At 42.8% G+C, this 14,540-nt stretch carries 22 protein-coding genes and 1 riboswitch; of the genes, 21 read left to right on the top strand and 1 reads right to left on the bottom strand.

The genetic code is table 11. From position 1 onward, the window contains the following. Positions 1-62: 62 nt before the first annotated feature. Positions 63-243: riboswitch (cobalamin riboswitch) on the bottom strand. Between the two features lie 109 nt (positions 244-352). From prcB to prtP, 3 genes are read left to right on the top strand one after another with little or no spacing between them, the layout of a single operon-like run. Next, entirely contained in the window at positions 353-961 is a 609-nt protein-coding gene (gene prcB, locus TDE_RS03680; protein ID WP_164920591.1) for a dentilisin complex subunit PrcB, read from the top strand. A 35-nt stretch (positions 962-996) separates the two neighbouring features. Beyond that, on the top strand, positions 997-2,916 hold the full coding sequence (gene prcA / locus TDE_RS03685; protein WP_010956812.1) for a dentilisin complex subunit PrcA: 1,920 nt from the start codon (positions 997-999) through the stop codon (positions 2,914-2,916). A gap of 13 nt (positions 2,917-2,929) precedes the next feature. Continuing rightward, on the top strand, positions 2,930-5,230 hold the full coding sequence (gene prtP, locus TDE_RS03690) for a dentilisin complex serine proteinase subunit PrtP (protein WP_002682035.1): 2,301 nt from the start codon (positions 2,930-2,932) through the stop codon (positions 5,228-5,230). A gap of 125 nt (positions 5,231-5,355) precedes the next feature. Here prtP and TDE_RS03695 read toward each other — a convergent pair whose 3' ends face one another. After that, a complete protein-coding gene (locus tag TDE_RS03695; RefSeq protein WP_010956814.1) occupies positions 5,356-5,505 on the bottom strand; it encodes a hypothetical protein in 150 nt (49 codons plus the stop codon). A gap of 254 nt (positions 5,506-5,759) precedes the next feature. Between TDE_RS03695 and tuf the strand changes: the two genes are divergently transcribed. From tuf to rplF, 18 genes are all read left to right on the top strand, one after another. Then, a complete protein-coding gene (gene tuf, locus TDE_RS03700) occupies positions 5,760-6,947 on the top strand; it encodes an elongation factor Tu (protein WP_002669993.1) in 1,188 nt (395 codons plus the stop codon). A gap of 64 nt (positions 6,948-7,011) precedes the next feature. Next, a complete protein-coding gene (gene rpsJ, locus TDE_RS03705) occupies positions 7,012-7,320 on the top strand; it encodes a 30S ribosomal protein S10 (RefSeq protein ID WP_002669994.1) in 309 nt (102 codons plus the stop codon). 62 nt (positions 7,321-7,382) lie between these two features. Beyond that, entirely contained in the window at positions 7,383-8,009 is a 627-nt protein-coding gene (gene rplC / locus TDE_RS03710) for a 50S ribosomal protein L3 (RefSeq protein ID WP_002669995.1), read from the top strand. A gap of 14 nt (positions 8,010-8,023) precedes the next feature. Beyond that, a complete protein-coding gene (rplD, locus tag TDE_RS03715) occupies positions 8,024-8,659 on the top strand; it encodes a 50S ribosomal protein L4 (RefSeq protein ID WP_002669996.1) in 636 nt (211 codons plus the stop codon). Between the two features lie 2 nt (positions 8,660-8,661). Then, positions 8,662-8,946 (top strand): 50S ribosomal protein L23, encoded by a 285-nt coding sequence (locus TDE_RS03720; protein ID WP_002672216.1) that lies wholly within the window; start codon positions 8,662-8,664, stop codon positions 8,944-8,946. Between the two features lie 33 nt (positions 8,947-8,979). Continuing rightward, positions 8,980-9,810, top strand: a complete 831-nt coding sequence (gene rplB / locus TDE_RS03725) for a 50S ribosomal protein L2 (RefSeq protein WP_002669998.1) — start codon at positions 8,980-8,982, stop codon at positions 9,808-9,810. 12 nt (positions 9,811-9,822) lie between these two features. Beyond that, positions 9,823-10,101 carry a 30S ribosomal protein S19 gene (rpsS, locus tag TDE_RS03730; RefSeq protein WP_002669999.1) on the top strand — a complete coding sequence of 93 codons (279 nt, stop codon included), beginning with the start codon at positions 9,823-9,825 and terminating at the stop codon, positions 10,099-10,101. A 4-nt stretch (positions 10,102-10,105) separates the two neighbouring features. Next, a complete protein-coding gene (rplV, locus tag TDE_RS03735; protein WP_002670000.1) occupies positions 10,106-10,468 on the top strand; it encodes a 50S ribosomal protein L22 in 363 nt (120 codons plus the stop codon). A 2-nt stretch (positions 10,469-10,470) separates the two neighbouring features. Further along, positions 10,471-11,190 carry a 30S ribosomal protein S3 gene (rpsC, locus tag TDE_RS03740; protein WP_002670002.1) on the top strand — a complete coding sequence of 240 codons (720 nt, stop codon included), beginning with the start codon at positions 10,471-10,473 and terminating at the stop codon, positions 11,188-11,190. Between the two features lie 2 nt (positions 11,191-11,192). Beyond that, the gene (rplP, locus tag TDE_RS03745; protein ID WP_002670003.1) at positions 11,193-11,612 is read left to right on the top strand and encodes a 50S ribosomal protein L16; all 420 of its coding nucleotides are present in this window, start codon (positions 11,193-11,195) and stop codon (positions 11,610-11,612) included. A gap of 12 nt (positions 11,613-11,624) precedes the next feature. Beyond that, the gene (gene rpmC, locus TDE_RS03750) at positions 11,625-11,834 is read left to right on the top strand and encodes a 50S ribosomal protein L29 (RefSeq protein ID WP_002670007.1); all 210 of its coding nucleotides are present in this window, start codon (positions 11,625-11,627) and stop codon (positions 11,832-11,834) included. Positions 11,835-11,845: 11 nt separating this feature from the next. Beyond that, entirely contained in the window at positions 11,846-12,118 is a 273-nt protein-coding gene (gene rpsQ, locus TDE_RS03755) for a 30S ribosomal protein S17 (protein ID WP_002670009.1), read from the top strand. A gap of 18 nt (positions 12,119-12,136) precedes the next feature. Beyond that, positions 12,137-12,505 carry a 50S ribosomal protein L14 gene (gene rplN / locus TDE_RS03760; protein WP_002670011.1) on the top strand — a complete coding sequence of 123 codons (369 nt, stop codon included), beginning with the start codon at positions 12,137-12,139 and terminating at the stop codon, positions 12,503-12,505. A 9-nt stretch (positions 12,506-12,514) separates the two neighbouring features. Beyond that, the gene (gene rplX, locus TDE_RS03765; protein ID WP_002670017.1) at positions 12,515-12,829 is read left to right on the top strand and encodes a 50S ribosomal protein L24; all 315 of its coding nucleotides are present in this window, start codon (positions 12,515-12,517) and stop codon (positions 12,827-12,829) included. Then, positions 12,829-13,380, top strand: coding sequence for a 50S ribosomal protein L5 (gene rplE, locus TDE_RS03770; protein WP_002670018.1), 552 nt, complete (start codon positions 12,829-12,831; stop codon positions 13,378-13,380). The genes rplX and rplE overlap by 1 nt, the downstream gene beginning before the upstream one ends. An 11-nt stretch (positions 13,381-13,391) precedes the next feature. After that, positions 13,392-13,577, top strand: a complete 186-nt coding sequence (locus tag TDE_RS03775) for a type Z 30S ribosomal protein S14 (protein WP_002670020.1) — start codon at positions 13,392-13,394, stop codon at positions 13,575-13,577. 11 nt (positions 13,578-13,588) lie between these two features. Next, entirely contained in the window at positions 13,589-13,987 is a 399-nt protein-coding gene (gene rpsH, locus TDE_RS03780) for a 30S ribosomal protein S8 (RefSeq protein ID WP_002670022.1), read from the top strand. Positions 13,988-13,997: 10 nt separating this feature from the next. Next, complete coding sequence (gene rplF, locus TDE_RS03785; protein WP_002670023.1) at positions 13,998-14,537, top strand: 50S ribosomal protein L6; 540 nt, start codon at positions 13,998-14,000, stop codon at positions 14,535-14,537. Positions 14,538-14,540: the final 3 nt, after the last annotated feature.

The raw sequence follows: 14,540 nt of genomic DNA on the forward strand, positions 1-14,540 counted from the left end.
AGAGAAAACAAAGATGTTATAAGTTCCTTAAGTGTCCCGTACTTTATCGCTCGTAAAGCACAAGGCTTAGTCCTTTACAGGCAGGTATTCTGACTTCGAGCTTCATCATCTTTTTAAGCCTTCCCCGATTTCCCGAGTGACATATTTTAAAAAGACTATTCTCTTACAGCGGCGGGACCGTGACGGAATTACACCGTGCTTCCCTTTTAACCGAATCTCGGCACCTGTATGGTTTGAAAATTGTGAAGTAATTCTAAAACTTTTGTAAATTAATGTCAAGCCGGCATTTTTTTTGTTTTTTTTCGAAAATTTACAAAATTTATAAAAATAAGTCTTGCTAAATCCAATTAATATGATATACTTAAGTACTATGAGATTTTGTGTAATTTTATTATTTATCTGTTGTGTAACTTTTTTAGGTTGTAAAACGCTTCCTAAACAACCCGCCGGGGAATTCCATTCCGTGCCTGATGACAAAGTTCCTACTGTGCCTGATAAAGGGGCGGACGGAAGTCCAGGTTCTTCTTTTAAAAATCCTGAAATTTTGAGTAGTCAGCCGTCAGAATCTATGCAGGCCGTTTATGAAATTTTGATTCAAGGGAATAATTTAAAAACCGGTTTACCATCTATTGTCAAAAGCCAAGAAGATTTGCAGACCCTTTATTCCGTTTTGTATGGAAATTCTTTAAAAGCCCCGTTGATAGATTTTTCAAAAAAAGCGGTTGTTATTGCTGCCGCAGGACCTTTTAATACGGGCGGATATTCCATTGTGCCTGTTTCTGCAATAAAGACAGGGAAGATCATCAATTTGGTTTTTGAGGTAAAAAGTCCCGGGCCTAAGGATATGGTTACGCAGGCTTTTACCCGCCCTTATGTAATAGTTTCGGTAGATGCCGAACCGGATACCGAGATTTTTATTGAAATCAATGGGGATGCTAAAAATGATAAATTAGATTTTTAAAATCTATAATTTAATAAATTTATAGGAGGACGAGTATGTCAAAAAAAAGATGGAACGCTGCGGCGTTATGGTGTATCCTTTTATTGGCGTTTTTATTCGGTTCTTGTCCGCAGCAAAAGTCGGCAAGTGAACCCGAAAAGGATCCGTATCCCATTCCGGCTGATGCCGTGAGTGTTGAAATTACCGTTTCGGATTCGGTAAGCGGCACTTTAGTGGATGGAACAAAGCTGGTAGTTTTTGATTCTGCTGATGGCAAACAGGTTACTAATCAGCTTCCCGTCAGGAAAGGAAAAGTTACTGCAAAGGTAAGCCCTAAAAAGAAGTATGACTTTGTTCTTTTAGGCAAAAAAGGCTCATGGGCCGGTTCGATGCTGCAGGACTATTATGTACCCGAAGGCGGACTTAATGGGGATAAGAGCCTTATGATGCTCCAATTTGAGCACGGGCAAATAACAAGAGATGTTACCCCTCCCCGTATCGACAAGGTAACAATTGAAAATGCATCCGGTGTTGATATAACGGACAATTATGATATCGGAAACGCTGAAAAAAAAGTTTATGTAGAATTCACCTCTAAAGTGGGTGCAGTGGAAGATGTTGCGTGGAACGGTTTCGGTGCAAAACTCGGTTTCGGTATGATGCCGACAAGTTATGAAGGTATTGATGGGGTGTACACTCCCGATAATACTCCCGGTGACGGTATTTTTACATCGAAATACGTTTTTGATATAGAACATGCGGCAATGCCTGACGACAAAACAGAGCTTATAATAGTAGGCTACGACGTTGCAAACAACAGGGTCGAAAAACGCATCCCCGTAAAATTCAGTAAAACCTCGGCAGCAGCTCCCCTTTCGAATGCTATATTTGGAAGGGTTTTTGTGATAATGGAAAGAGTTCCCTTTACAAACAATACATTCTCAGCCGAACCCGGACAGGGACTGGTGCAGTTAGGCAGCGGACACGAAGTGATGCCGCAGGCTTTAAACCCCATTGAAGGGCATAATTCTTCATATGTGGCAGCCTTCGTCTTCAGCGTTGTAGACAATGCTTCTACGCCTATTCCCATTATGGGCTTTAATTTATTACGTAGGGAAAAGGACATCGGCGAGTTTAAACCTGTAAGCAGAACTCACTACGATAGGCCTAAAACCGAAACAAGACCCGGCTGGGGTGTACATCAAGGTTTTGATACATCTTCAGAACTTGAAGAAGGTAAAGAGTACGAGTACGAAATTGAAGCATTTACCGCAACGGATACGCTTAAGTCTCCCGTATTGACTGGCAAGGTTATGGAAGCTTTTACCTATTCCCTTAAAGCCCCCGAAAACCGTAAAAAGATTTCGGCGGCCGAAGCTGCAAATATGTCGTACTCGTGCACAATAAGCAATAAAAAGTTGCTGACCACGGAACAAGCCGATTGGTGCGACTTAGGCCTATTGATCCTCGATGGACAGGGACAGCCGGTTTTCGGTTCAAAATTACGCTATGTTTTTGATGGTGTTACTGTCGGTATAGGCGGCGGTAGTACTACCGGCCCCGATTTATTGATTGATACTATAGGGTTTGCTCCGGGCAACAAGCCTAGGCGCTTTTCATATAAACAGCATCTCGCTGCAACCCCTCGGATATCGGCATACTTGCAAAGCCACGGTATCAACAACCTTAATGACCTTATAACCGTTAACTCTTCCACAGGCATTATCACAATTACAGATAAATTTCTAAAGATAGCACAATTTAACGTAGTTGCGGGTACCCCGATGGAATACCAAGCTGGTGTAAGCTATCAGTGGGATATTCAGGACTGGGGAGATAATGCGTACGGTTTGAACGATGACCGGGCTCTTAGGATTGTTAAAATGTACGGCTCAAGCCAGTCACGTACAATGGGAAACAACAGCTCAAGCGGCTCCAACGCGGTAAACGGCAGATTTACCTTTGTAATTGAATAAGGAGGTCTTTAAGATGAAGAAAAAAATATTATTCTTTTTAATTGCAATAGCTTTAATTGTTTCTTCCTGTAATTTCGGTATGAATACTGCCGTTATCGGTAATAAGGATAATGGAACGGTTTTAAACGGTTATACGGGAGGATCGGGAAATTCATCTTCGATTGAATTACCTAACGGTGCAAATTATAAGCCTGACGATAAGGATATAGTTGACGGCTATTTTATCGTTAAGACAAAAGACGGCTTTGACAAGACTCTTTTTGAAAAAAAAGGTTTTATTGTCGAAGGAAATATTTCCCTTACAGATACGGGTTTTACTTACTGGTATCTTAATAAAAAGGGAGACAATAAAAAGAATCTACTGCGCGCTGCTTCAATAGAGGGCGTTCTTTCGGCAGAACACGATTATAAGGTTGTAGAACCGGACGGAAGCAAGGCTCCGAATCAAAACGATAGCCCTGTAGACCCTTCCAATGCAGGAACTTACGGTCTGACAGACGGAAATTATTTGGATGACCCTGAGGCAAATAATGCCGATTACGGGCTTTCGATAACCGATGCTTTGCGCGCCTACAAAGAAATAGGCTACGGAGACAAGACTGTTGTTGCAGGCATCATCGATACCGGCATCAATATGAAGCATAAAGATTTTAAAGATGAAAACGGGGAGTCGATAGTGCTGTATGCAAAATCCTGCGCTACCGATGGTACCGGTGGTACATATATCGGTGATGGAAACCCCTTTACCGAAATTCCTATCGGACTAAATTGGGATAAGGGAGCGCACGGCACGCACTGTTCGGGCACTATCGCCGCCCGCGGCAATAATAATATCGGTATCGCCGGCGTTGCATGGAAAAACACAAAACTCATTTCATATCAATCACTGGGAGTTGAAGGCAGCGGTAGGACTTGGTCTGTTTACGGCGCAATGGCCGACCTTACAAAGATAGTTAAAATTTTGCGCAAGCCGAAAGCAAATAGATCCGTTGCCGAAAATAATGCACTTCCGAGCTATTTGCAGAATACCGACTTTCAAATTACCCAAGAAACGGTTCCCGTAAACATGAGCTTGGGCGGCTCTTACGGCTCCGAATTTGCATTTGCGGTTTTAACCAATGCAGTAAAACACAATATACTCCCGGTAATTGCTATGGGTAACGAAGGCCGTTACACGGCAGCCTATCCTGCAGCCTTCCCGGGTGTATTGGCGGTTGGAGCTACCAACGGTAAAGACAAAAAAGTGCATTTCAGCAATTCCGGTGCATGGATAAGCGTTTCCGCTCCCGGCGACGGAATTAAGTCTTGCGGCATACACGGCGAGGACGATTACGAAACGATGAGCGGGACTTCAATGGCAACCCCATTTGTAACCGGCACAATCGCCTATCTTCTTTCGTTTGACAATGCTCACAAGATAACGCCCTATCAAATGAAGGCTCTGCTTGAAAAAACGGCTGATAAAGTTGATGGGGCTACAGACTTTACGGACAGCTTAGGCCACGGCCGAGTAAACGTGTACAAGGCTGCAAAGGCTATAAAGGACGGTAATATTCCTGCCCCAAACGATATTTATACCGAAGCGGAGGTTACCGTTACCGTTAAAAATAATGACGGGCATAGCAATGACATTGTCCCTTGTAAAATTACGCTTGTCGATGAGGAAACACATGCTCCTTTGGCCTATGTCGCAGGTACTGGGTCCAATCCTCCAGCCTTTAAGGGTCTAATAAAGGGCAGAAGCTATTCCGTTTACGGTGCCTTTTTAGGTTCCTCATCAAACCAAACCTTTACGGCACAAGACGTTGATAATCCTATTACCATACAGTTTAACAAAAAAATCGTATGGGTTTCGACCGTACCAAACCTGCACTATAACAGTGGTGACGACGACACCGATACTAGAATTATGGTTTATAAAGCGGATGCAAGCGGCAATTTGGATCTTAACACCGCACAGTCCATTGTGGACTATGACCAAGATCTGCTTGATACCACCTGTTTTGAGGCCGAGACAGGCGCAAAATACTATGTGCTGATTACCGGCTTTATGAAAGGGGGTGTTTTCCAAGGCGGCAACTATGCCTTAAAAATCGACAGGACACCCCTCAATTCTAACGGTGTAAATATCGACGATACGGCAAGAAGTCCCAACAATGCTTCAACGAACGACAGCCATGAGGACGACGACACTCCCGCCTTTGCAAAAGTAAAAGGCAATGCATGGGGGCAGACAAAGGGCTGCAATCTCGTCGCTCACCCTATCGGAAGCAATAATGTTGACTTGGATTGGTTCTATGTAGAATATCCGTAAACGTTAATATGGGTAATTAGGGCGGCGCACTTTTTAGGTTCGCCGCTCTTTTTTTTGATAAATAAAACAAATTTTCCTATTGACATTTTTTATTCTTTATGGTATAAGGAACGCTGATATTGAAATTATGATTTATGGCCTAAAAAGGGCTTTAAATCGGTATTCTTTAGAAGTTTTGCATTGCCGTAAAGCCTTTTAGGCAGGCGGATGCCGTCCTTATTTAAGCAAATAAGGAAAGAAATCTTTAAAACTTCGCAGGATGCCAAACCAGTCATCGGAGTTACGGTTTACAGGTGATCAGGTGGGTCCGAATGCTGTCCGAAAACCTATGGGCGGTGGATAAAAAGCTTTTTTCTTTAAATAAAGAAAATGCTTAAATCTTATCTGATTTTAATCACTGTCTTATGTTTCTCCGGTTTGTTTCTTTGTTAAGCTTGTTTTTCGGTTACGAAAGACCGGTTAACTTTTTAATCTCGTCATTTTTAATGCGGGAAATATTAGACTTGCCTACGTCTTTTAGGAGGATCTCATGGCAAAGGAAAAATTTAACAGAACGAAAGTTCACATGAATGTTGGTACCATCGGTCACGTTGACCATGGTAAGACCACTCTTTCGGCAGCGATCACTACGTATTGTGCAAAGAAGTATGGTGATAAGCTTCTAAAATATGACGAGATCGACAATGCTCCGGAAGAAAAAGAGCGCGGTATTACTATCAATACCCGACACTTGGAATATCAGTCCGATAAGAGACACTATGCACACATCGACTGCCCCGGCCACGCTGACTATGTTAAAAACATGATCACCGGTGCTGCTCAGATGGACGGTGCTATTCTTGTAGTTTCTGCTCCGGACTCGGTTATGCCCCAGACAAAAGAACACTTGCTTCTTGCCCGTCAGGTAGGTGTACCTTCAATCATCGTCTTCCTTAATAAGGTTGACCTTGTTGATGATCCCGAACTTGTAGAATTGGTAGAAGAAGAAGTTAGAGAGACCTTGACATCTTACGGTTTCCCCGAAGACACACCCATTATCAAGGGTTCTGCTTTTAAGGCTCTTCAAGAGGGTGCAACTGCTGAAGATACGGCTTGCATTGAGGAGCTTCTTAAAACAATGGATGAATACTTTAAGGATCCCGTCCGCGATTCGGATAAGCCCTTCCTTCTTCCCATTGAAGATATCTTCACAATTCAGGGACGCGGTACCGTTGTTACGGGAAGAATCGAACGCGGTGTTATCAAGATGAACGAAGAAGTTGAAATTGTAGGTATTAAGCCCACAAAGAAAACCGTTGTTACCGGTATCGAAATGTTCAACAAGCTTCTTGATGAAGGTGAAGCAGGAGACAACGTAGGTCTTCTCTTGCGAGGTATTGAAAAGAAAGAAGTTGAACGCGGACAGGTTCTTGCCAAGCCCGGTTCAATTCATCCCCACACCAAATTTGAAGCTCAGATTTACGTTCTTTCAAAAGAGGAAGGCGGACGACACAGTCCCTTCTTCTCAGGTTACAGACCTCAGTTCTATTTTAGAACAACCGATATTACCGGAACTGTAAACCTTCCTGAAGGAACAGACATGGTTAAGCCCGGTGATAATACAAAGATTATCGGTGAACTTATTCACCCTATAGCTATGGATCAAGGTCTTAAACTCGCTATTCGCGAAGGCGGACGAACTATTGCTTCGGGTCAGGTAACTAACATTATCGAATAAATGATGCAAAAAAACGGCGCTTGCGCTTTTTGTAAGTGCCGTTTGCATTTTTTCGGAGGAAATGATGACAAAGGAAAAGATTCGCGTAAAGCTTCGCGGATTCGATGTAGAGTTGGTTGATCAGAGTTCAAAGGCTATTGTACAGGCTGTTCAAAAAGCAGGTGCAAAGGTTTGCGGTCCTATTCCGCTTCCCACTCGGATTAACAAGTTTACGGTGCTTCGCTCACCTCACGTAAATAAAAAGTCGCGTGAGCAGTTTGAAATGCGGACACACAAAAGGTTAATCGATATTATTGAACCTTCGGCAGAAGTTATGAATGCGTTATTGGCATTGGAGCTTTCAGCCGGTGTTGATGTAGAAATTAAACAATAAGATTTAATCAAATCAATGGTAGACGGCCTTTAATCAGGGGTGCGTACCTTAGGAGAATTTAAATGATTGGACTGATTGGAAAAAAAATCGGCATGACCCAAATCTTCAATGAAGTCGGCCATCTTATGCCGGTTACGGTTATTCAGGTAGAACCCAATACCGTTGTTGCACTAAAGGACAAGGAAAAGTTCGGATACTCTTCAGTAGTGCTCGGTTTGGGTGAACTCAAAGAAAAGCACACCAGCAAACCCTATGCAGGACAGTTCAGCGGAGATATCAAGCCTTTAAAACTTTTAAAGGAATTCCGTGATTTTGACAAAGAAGTCGCAGTAGGTGATAAGCTCGGTGTAGAGGCTTTTGAAAAAGTTTCGTATTTAGACATTACGGCAATTTCAAAAGGTAAAGGTTTTCAGGGTGTTATGAAGCGATGGGGCTATGGAGGCGGTAGAGCAAGCCATGGTTCTAAGTTCCACCGTGAAGCAGGTTCGACGGGACACTGTACAACTCCGGGTCGGTCTTTTAAAAATACGACAATGCCCGGAAGGATGGGTTTTGACAAGGTTACCGTTCAAAATTTGCAAATCGTAAAGATTGATCCTGAATTGGGTGTTATAATGGTTCGCGGTTCTGTTCCGGGTAAAAAGGATGCAACTGTATTCTTAAAATCCGCAGTAAAGCGGGCTAAATAAGGACGGTAGAAGACATGGAAAAGAAAGTCTATTCAGTCGATGGTAAAGAATTGAGGACAATTAATCTTGATGACAAGGTGTTCGGTCTTCCCGTAAATGATGATGTTATTTACTACGCCATCAATAATGAACTAGCCAATAAACGAGTCGGAACGGCTTGTACAAAGGGCAGAGCTGAGGTTCACGGTTCAAATTCCAAGCCTTACAGCCAAAAAGGTACAGGACGTGCACGACGCGGTGATAAAAAATCTCCTCTTTTAGTCGGAGGAGGAACTATTTTCGGACCTAAACCGAGAGATTTCAGCTATTCTATGCCTAAAAAAGCAAAAAGATTGGCAATGAAGTCAATTTTGAGTCTTAAAGCTCAAAACGACAGGTTAGTGGTTGTAGAAGATTTTACGGTAGAAAGCGGAAAAACCCGCGACCTTGTAAAGATTTTAGATAACTTTGCAAAGGGAGAGCGTGCTGTTATTATCCTAAAGGACGATGATTCTTTGGTAAAAAGAGCAGGACGCAATATTCCGCATCTTTCATTCTTGGCATATAACCGCCTTCGAGCTCACGATTTATTCTACGGCCGAAAAGTTATCATGCTTGAATCTGCCGCAAAAAATCTTTCTGAATTTTACGGATGTAAGGAGGCCGAATAATAATGGAATACAATGATATACTTATCGCGCCTGTTCTTACGGAAAAAAGCACAGAACTTCGCGAGCAGGGCAAATATGTTTTCAAAGTAGCGCCTAAGGCTACCAAGATTCAGATAAAGGAAGCAGTACGAAGATTGTTCAATGTAAAAGTTACCGATTGTACTGTTGTTAATGTTCGAGGAAAGACTAAGCGTCTCCGCTACAAGGAAGGTAAAACTTCATCTTGGAAAAAGGCAACCGTAAAGCTTGCTAAGGGCGAGACAATTAAGATTTTTGAAGGTGCGTAAGCCTTAATGTGCTTATGCTAAGGGGATAGCAAAATGGCTCTAAAAGAATATAAGCCGATGACGCCCGGATTGCGCGGACGAATTGATTTGCGAAAAGATGAAATTACAGCTCAAAAGCCTGAAAAGTCTTTGACTACAGGCAAAAAGAACAGAGCAGGACGCGATTCAAGAGGACGCATTTCAGTTCGAGGCCAAGGCGGCGGACATAAACAGAAATACCGACAAATCGATTTTAAGCGAAACAAATATGGTATTCCGGGCACTGTAAGGACAATCGAGTATGATCCTAACCGCAGTGCAAATATTGCATTGATTTTTTACGCTGACGGAGAAAAACGATACATTATCGCTCCCAAGGGCTTAAAAATCGGTCAAAAGATTATGAGCGGCGAAATGGCTACATTGGATGTTGCAAATGCTCTTCCTTTGGAAGCAATTCCCGTCGGCTTTACCGTGCATAATATTGAGCTTACGATCGGAAGAGGCGGACAAATGGCGCGTTCGGCAGGTGCCGGCGCATTGGTTGCTGCAAAAGAAGGCGAATATGTTACCATAAGATTGCCTTCCGGAGAAACTCGCTTGGTAAACAAAAAATGTTATGCAACAATAGGCGAAGTCGGCAATGAAGATCACATGAATACAAGTCTTGGCAAAGCCGGTCGATCAAGATGGCTTGGAATCAGACCCACCGTTCGCGGTATGGCTATGAACCCGATTGATCACCCCCTCGGCGGTGGTGAAGGACGAGGAAAGGGAAGACATCCCGTTACTCCTTGGGGTCAGCCTTGTAAGGGTTATAAGACCCGCAAGAAGCGCAATCCTTCGGATAGCTTCATTGTCTCAAGACGAAAGAAGAAGAATTAGGGGGCTGCACAAGTGTCAAGATCAGTTAAAAAAGGACCTTTTATTGCAAAGAGTCTTTTTAAGAATGTAAACGAGATGAACAGATCGGGTAAGAAGAAACCGATTAAGACTTATTCCCGCTGTTCTACAATTATACCTGAAATGGTCGGTAACACTATTTCGGTACATAACGGCAAGACGTGGATTCCGGTTTATATAACCGAGAATCTTGTTGGACATAAGCTTGGAGAGTTTGCTCCTACGCGCACATTCCGCAAACATGCAAACTCTGACAAGAAGGTTGGAAAATAGGTGAATGAAGATGACTGAAAGAACAGGATATCGAGCAACAACGAAATTTCTTATTGCATCACCTACCAAGGTAAGACCGGTGGCAAACGTCGTAAAGAACAAGCCTTATCCGGAAGCAATGGCTATTTTGGAAAATATGCCTCAAAAGGGAGCCGTCTTAATTTCTCAGACCATGAAATCGGCTGCCTCAAATGCTCTTTACAAAAATAAGCAGCTTGATGAAGATATGCTCTTTGTTAAGGAAATTATGATTGACGAAGGGCCCAGGCTAAAAAGAATTTGGTGTCGCGGCAAGGGCCGTGCGGACATTCTCTTAAAGCGAATGTGTCATATCACAGTTGTCGTTGACGAGAGAGCAGGAGAGTAGATATGGGACAGAAAGTAAACCCTACAGGATTAAGACTTGGTATAAACAAAACTTGGTCGTCTCGCTGGTATGCAGGCCCCCGAAATTATGCCGACTTGTTGCTTGAGGATTTAAAGATTCGAGCTATGATTCAGGAAATTCCTGAATGTAAAAATGCCGACATTGCAGAAGTTGAAATCATCCGTCATCCCCAGAGGATTACGATTATGATTCACACGGCTCGTCCCGGCGTTATAATCGGTGTAAAAGGTGCCAATATCGAAAATATCGGAGCCATTATACAGAAAAAGCTTGGCAAAAAAGTGCAAATCAAGATTAAGGAAGTAAAGAGAGCCGAATTGAGGGCTGCTTTAGTTGCTCAAAACGTTGCACGCCAGCTTGCCGGAAGAGCTTCTTTCCGAAAGGTATTAAAACAGGCTTGTTTTAATACGATGAGGTCCGGTGCTCAAGGTATAAAGATTAGAATTTCAGGACGCTTAGGCGGTGCTGAAATGTCGCGAACCGAAGAAATGAAGGAAGGACGCGTTCCTCTTCACACACTTCGGGCAGATATAGACTACGGTTTTGCTGAAGCGGATACAACCTATGGAAAGATAGGTGTTAAGGTATGGCTTTACAGCGGAATGATGTTTGGCGGAGAACAAAAAGAAGATGCAGGTGCCTTGCTCAAAAAGCAAAGAAGACCCCGCACTGAAAAGCCCGCTCAAGCAGGGAGGCAATAATTATGGCATTCAGTCCCAAACGTGTAAAACATAGAAAGGTTCAGCGCGGTAGAATCAAGGGCGAAGCTACACGATGCAACAACATCGATTTCGGCGATTACGCCTTAGTTTCTCTTGAGCCTTTTTTGCTTACAAACAGACAAATTGAAGCTGCCCGTGTTGCTTTAAATCGTAAGATTAAGCGAGGCGGAAAATTGTGGATTCGAGTTTTTCCGGATAAACCCTATTCAAAAAAACCCGCTGAAGTTCGAATGGGCGGCGGAAAAGGCGCCCCCGAATACTGGGTAGCGGTTGTAAAACCCGGAACTATTATTTTTGAATTAGCCGGTGTTGATAAGAATTTGGCCGAACAAGCTATGACCTTGGCAGGAAGTAAACTTCCCTTTAAGACAAGGTTTGCCGAGCAGATTCAGGCCGACTAAGGAGCGTTTAAAATGAAAAATAAGTCAAAGTACAGAGAAATGTCATATAAGGAACTTGTTTCAAAACGCAATGATCTAAAGCAAAAATACATGGATTTGAGATTTCAAGCTGTGGTAGGCCATTTGGACAACCCTCTTGAAAAGAGAAGTATGCGTCGTGAAATAGCGATGTTAAATACCTTTATCCGCCAAAAAGAATTGGCCGGAGAAGGTGCAAATTAGGAGCTTAACCCGTGGAAACAACAGAAAATACAAAAAAAATCGGGAAGCGCGAGTTTGTCGGAATCGTAACAAGCGACAAGATGAATAAAACCATCGTCGTTGAAGTCCGAACCAAAAAGCTTCATAAGCTTTACAAAAAATACGTATCGAGCAGTAAAAAATACAAGGCTCACGATGAAGAGAATACGGCTCACATCGGCGATACCGTAAGAATTGTAGAGCATAAGCCCATCAGTAAGGATAAGGCTTGGATGCTTACTGAAGTTATTGAGCGGGCTAAGTAAGGCAAGGAGTTAAGGTAAATGATACAGGTTGAAACAAGATTAAACGTTGCCGATAACTCAGGCGCTAAACTCGTCGAATGTATTAAGGTTATCGGCGGATCAAAACGTAGATACGCAGGTATTGGGGATATAATCGTTGTGGCAGTAAAAGAAGCCTTGCCCACATCGGTTATTAAAAAGGGTACGGTAGAAAAAGCCGTTATTGTGCGTGTTTCAAAAGAATACCGCCGTCCCGACGGAACTTATATTCGCTTTGACGATAACGCTTGCGTAATTGTTGACGATAATAAAAACCCTAAGGGAAAACGTATTTTCGGCCCTGTAGCCAGAGAGCTTCGTGATCATGATTTCATGAAGATAGTTTCTCTTGCTCCGGAAGTTCTTTAAGGAGAGTTTATGGCAGGAAAGATGAAGATTCGCCGCAATGATAGTGTTGAAATTATTGCAGGCAAGGAAAGGGGCAAGCGGGGCGAAGTCGTAAAGGTCTTGCAGGAAGATAACAAGGTTATCGTCGGCGGACTTAATATGATAAAGAAAGCCATGCGCAAAAGAAGCCAGCAGGATCAGGGCGGAATTGTAGAAATTGAAGCTCCGATATCTGCATCCAATGTTATGGTTATATGCAAAAAATGCGGAAAAACCCGTATTGCATACGAAATAAAGGACGGCAAAAAAACAAGAATTTGCCGTAAGTGTGGAGAAGCGTTATAATGAGTAATTACGTACCTCGGCTTAAGAAAGTCTATACAGAACAAATCATGCCCGAGCTTAAAAAGGAATTTAACTACAGTTCCGTTATGCAAATTCCTCGGCTTAAAAAAGTCGTAGTAAGCATGGGCGTTGGTGTAGCTCTCACGAATAGGAAACTACTTGATGCTGCAGTAACTGACCTTGAAACAATCACCGGTCAAAAAGCTGTGAAAACAAAGGCAAGAAAGAGTATAGCAAACTTTAAACTTCGTGAGGGAAATGAGATTGGGGCAATGGTAACTTTGCGCGGTGCTAGAATGTATGAATTCTTAGACCGCTTTATCAATGTTGCTTTGCCGCGTGTTAAGGATTTCCGCGGAGTTAACCCGAACGGTTTTGACGGTCGCGGAAACTATTCAGTGGGTATTACCGAGCAGATCATCTTCCCCGAAATCGACTTCGATAAAATCGAACGAATTTCAGGATTGAATGTGAACGTAGTAACTTCTGCCGAGACTGATCAAGAGGCAAGATCGCTTCTTGCAAAGTTTGGTATGCCCTTTAGGAAGTAAGAGAGGATTTCATGGCTACAGTTGCAAAAATTAATCAAGCTAACAGAAAAGCGAAGTATCCGACACGGCAGTATAACAGATGCAAGGTTTGCGGACGCCCCAGAGGTTATCTGCGAAAGTTCAAAATGTGCCGTGTTTGTTTTAGAAAATTGGCAAGCGAAGGGCAAATCCCCGGCGTTACAAAGTCAAGTTGGTAGGAGGAACGATAATGAGTGTTTCAGATCCAATAGCAGATATGCTTACTAAAATTAGAAATGCTGCTTCAGCCGGTCACGAATCGGTTGATGTTCCTTCTTCAAAAATGAAGTGGGAAATTATCAGTATTCTTAAATCGGAAGGGTATATTAAAAACTTTAAAAAAATGACCCAGGAAGGTGCCGGCAATATCCGCGTATTCTTAAAATACGATGATAAAGAATCTTCGGTTATTCACGGAATCGAAAGAGTTTCCACACCCGGCCGCCGAGTATATTTAGGTTATAAGAGCTTACCGAGAGTTTTTAACGGCTACGGTACTCTTATTGTATCGACTTCAAAGGGTATCATTACCGGAAAAGCAGCCGGCGAAAGCCAAGTAGGCGGCGAGCTTATTTGCAAGGTTTGGTAGGAGGAGCAATATGTCAAGAGTTGGAAAAATGCCTGTTGCTATTCCTGCAGGTGTAAAAGTGAACGTTGCAAACGGTATCTTTACCGTTGAAGGCCCCAAGGGAAAACTTTCACAAGATTATCACACTGAAGCTGTTGATTTTAAGATTGAAGGCGATCATGTTCTTGTAACAAGAAAAGATGATGAACTTCAGACAAGGGCTTATCACGGTTTATACCGAAGTCTTCTTAACAACATGGTAACCGGCGTAAGCACAGGCTTTACAAAGACCTTGGTAATCAATGGTGTAGGTTACAGAGCTGAAGTTCAAGGCAAACTCCTTGTAATGGCTTTGGGTTATTCAAACGACTTTTCCGTTATTATTCCCGAAGGAATCGAAGTAAAGGTTGACCAGCTGAAAGTTATTATTTCGGGAGCTTCAAAAGAAGCGGTCGGACAGTTTGCTTCACAGGTACGAAAGTTGAGAGGCCCTGAACCCTATAAGGGCAAGGGAATTCGTTACGAAGACGAAATCATCAAACGAAAAGTCGGTAAGTCCGGTGTAAAGTAAGGG

Origin of the sequence: Treponema denticola ATCC 35405 (genome assembly GCF_000008185.1) — a bacterium.
Lineage (GTDB): Bacteria > Spirochaetota > Spirochaetia > Treponematales > Treponemataceae > Treponema_B > Treponema_B denticola.

Bases quoted from the DNA above. Each gene is read 5' to 3' on its own strand.
- prcB (WP_164920591.1), top strand. From the start codon at position 353: ATGATATACTTAAGTACTATGAGATTTTGTGTAATTTTATTATTTATC.
- prcA (WP_010956812.1), top strand. From the start codon at position 997: ATGTCAAAAAAAAGATGGAACGCTGCGGCGTTATGGTGTATCCTTTTA.
- prtP (WP_002682035.1), top strand. From the start codon at position 2,930: ATGAAGAAAAAAATATTATTCTTTTTAATTGCAATAGCTTTAATTGTT.
- TDE_RS03695 (WP_010956814.1), bottom strand. From the start codon at position 5,505: ATGACTGGTTTGGCATCCTGCGAAGTTTTAAAGATTTCTTTCCTTATT.
- tuf (WP_002669993.1), top strand. From the start codon at position 5,760: ATGGCAAAGGAAAAATTTAACAGAACGAAAGTTCACATGAATGTTGGT.
- rpsJ (WP_002669994.1), top strand. From the start codon at position 7,012: ATGACAAAGGAAAAGATTCGCGTAAAGCTTCGCGGATTCGATGTAGAG.
- rplC (WP_002669995.1), top strand. From the start codon at position 7,383: ATGATTGGACTGATTGGAAAAAAAATCGGCATGACCCAAATCTTCAAT.
- rplD (WP_002669996.1), top strand. From the start codon at position 8,024: ATGGAAAAGAAAGTCTATTCAGTCGATGGTAAAGAATTGAGGACAATT.
- TDE_RS03720 (WP_002672216.1), top strand. From the start codon at position 8,662: ATGGAATACAATGATATACTTATCGCGCCTGTTCTTACGGAAAAAAGC.
- rplB (WP_002669998.1), top strand. From the start codon at position 8,980: ATGGCTCTAAAAGAATATAAGCCGATGACGCCCGGATTGCGCGGACGA.
- rplV (WP_002670000.1), top strand. From the start codon at position 10,106: ATGAAGATGACTGAAAGAACAGGATATCGAGCAACAACGAAATTTCTT.
- rpsC (WP_002670002.1), top strand. From the start codon at position 10,471: ATGGGACAGAAAGTAAACCCTACAGGATTAAGACTTGGTATAAACAAA.
- rplP (WP_002670003.1), top strand. From the start codon at position 11,193: ATGGCATTCAGTCCCAAACGTGTAAAACATAGAAAGGTTCAGCGCGGT.
- rpmC (WP_002670007.1), top strand. From the start codon at position 11,625: ATGAAAAATAAGTCAAAGTACAGAGAAATGTCATATAAGGAACTTGTT.
- rplN (WP_002670011.1), top strand. From the start codon at position 12,137: ATGATACAGGTTGAAACAAGATTAAACGTTGCCGATAACTCAGGCGCT.
- rplX (WP_002670017.1), top strand. From the start codon at position 12,515: ATGGCAGGAAAGATGAAGATTCGCCGCAATGATAGTGTTGAAATTATT.
- rplE (WP_002670018.1), top strand. From the start codon at position 12,829: ATGAGTAATTACGTACCTCGGCTTAAGAAAGTCTATACAGAACAAATC.
- TDE_RS03775 (WP_002670020.1), top strand. From the start codon at position 13,392: ATGGCTACAGTTGCAAAAATTAATCAAGCTAACAGAAAAGCGAAGTAT.
- rpsH (WP_002670022.1), top strand. From the start codon at position 13,589: ATGAGTGTTTCAGATCCAATAGCAGATATGCTTACTAAAATTAGAAAT.
- rplF (WP_002670023.1), top strand. From the start codon at position 13,998: ATGTCAAGAGTTGGAAAAATGCCTGTTGCTATTCCTGCAGGTGTAAAA.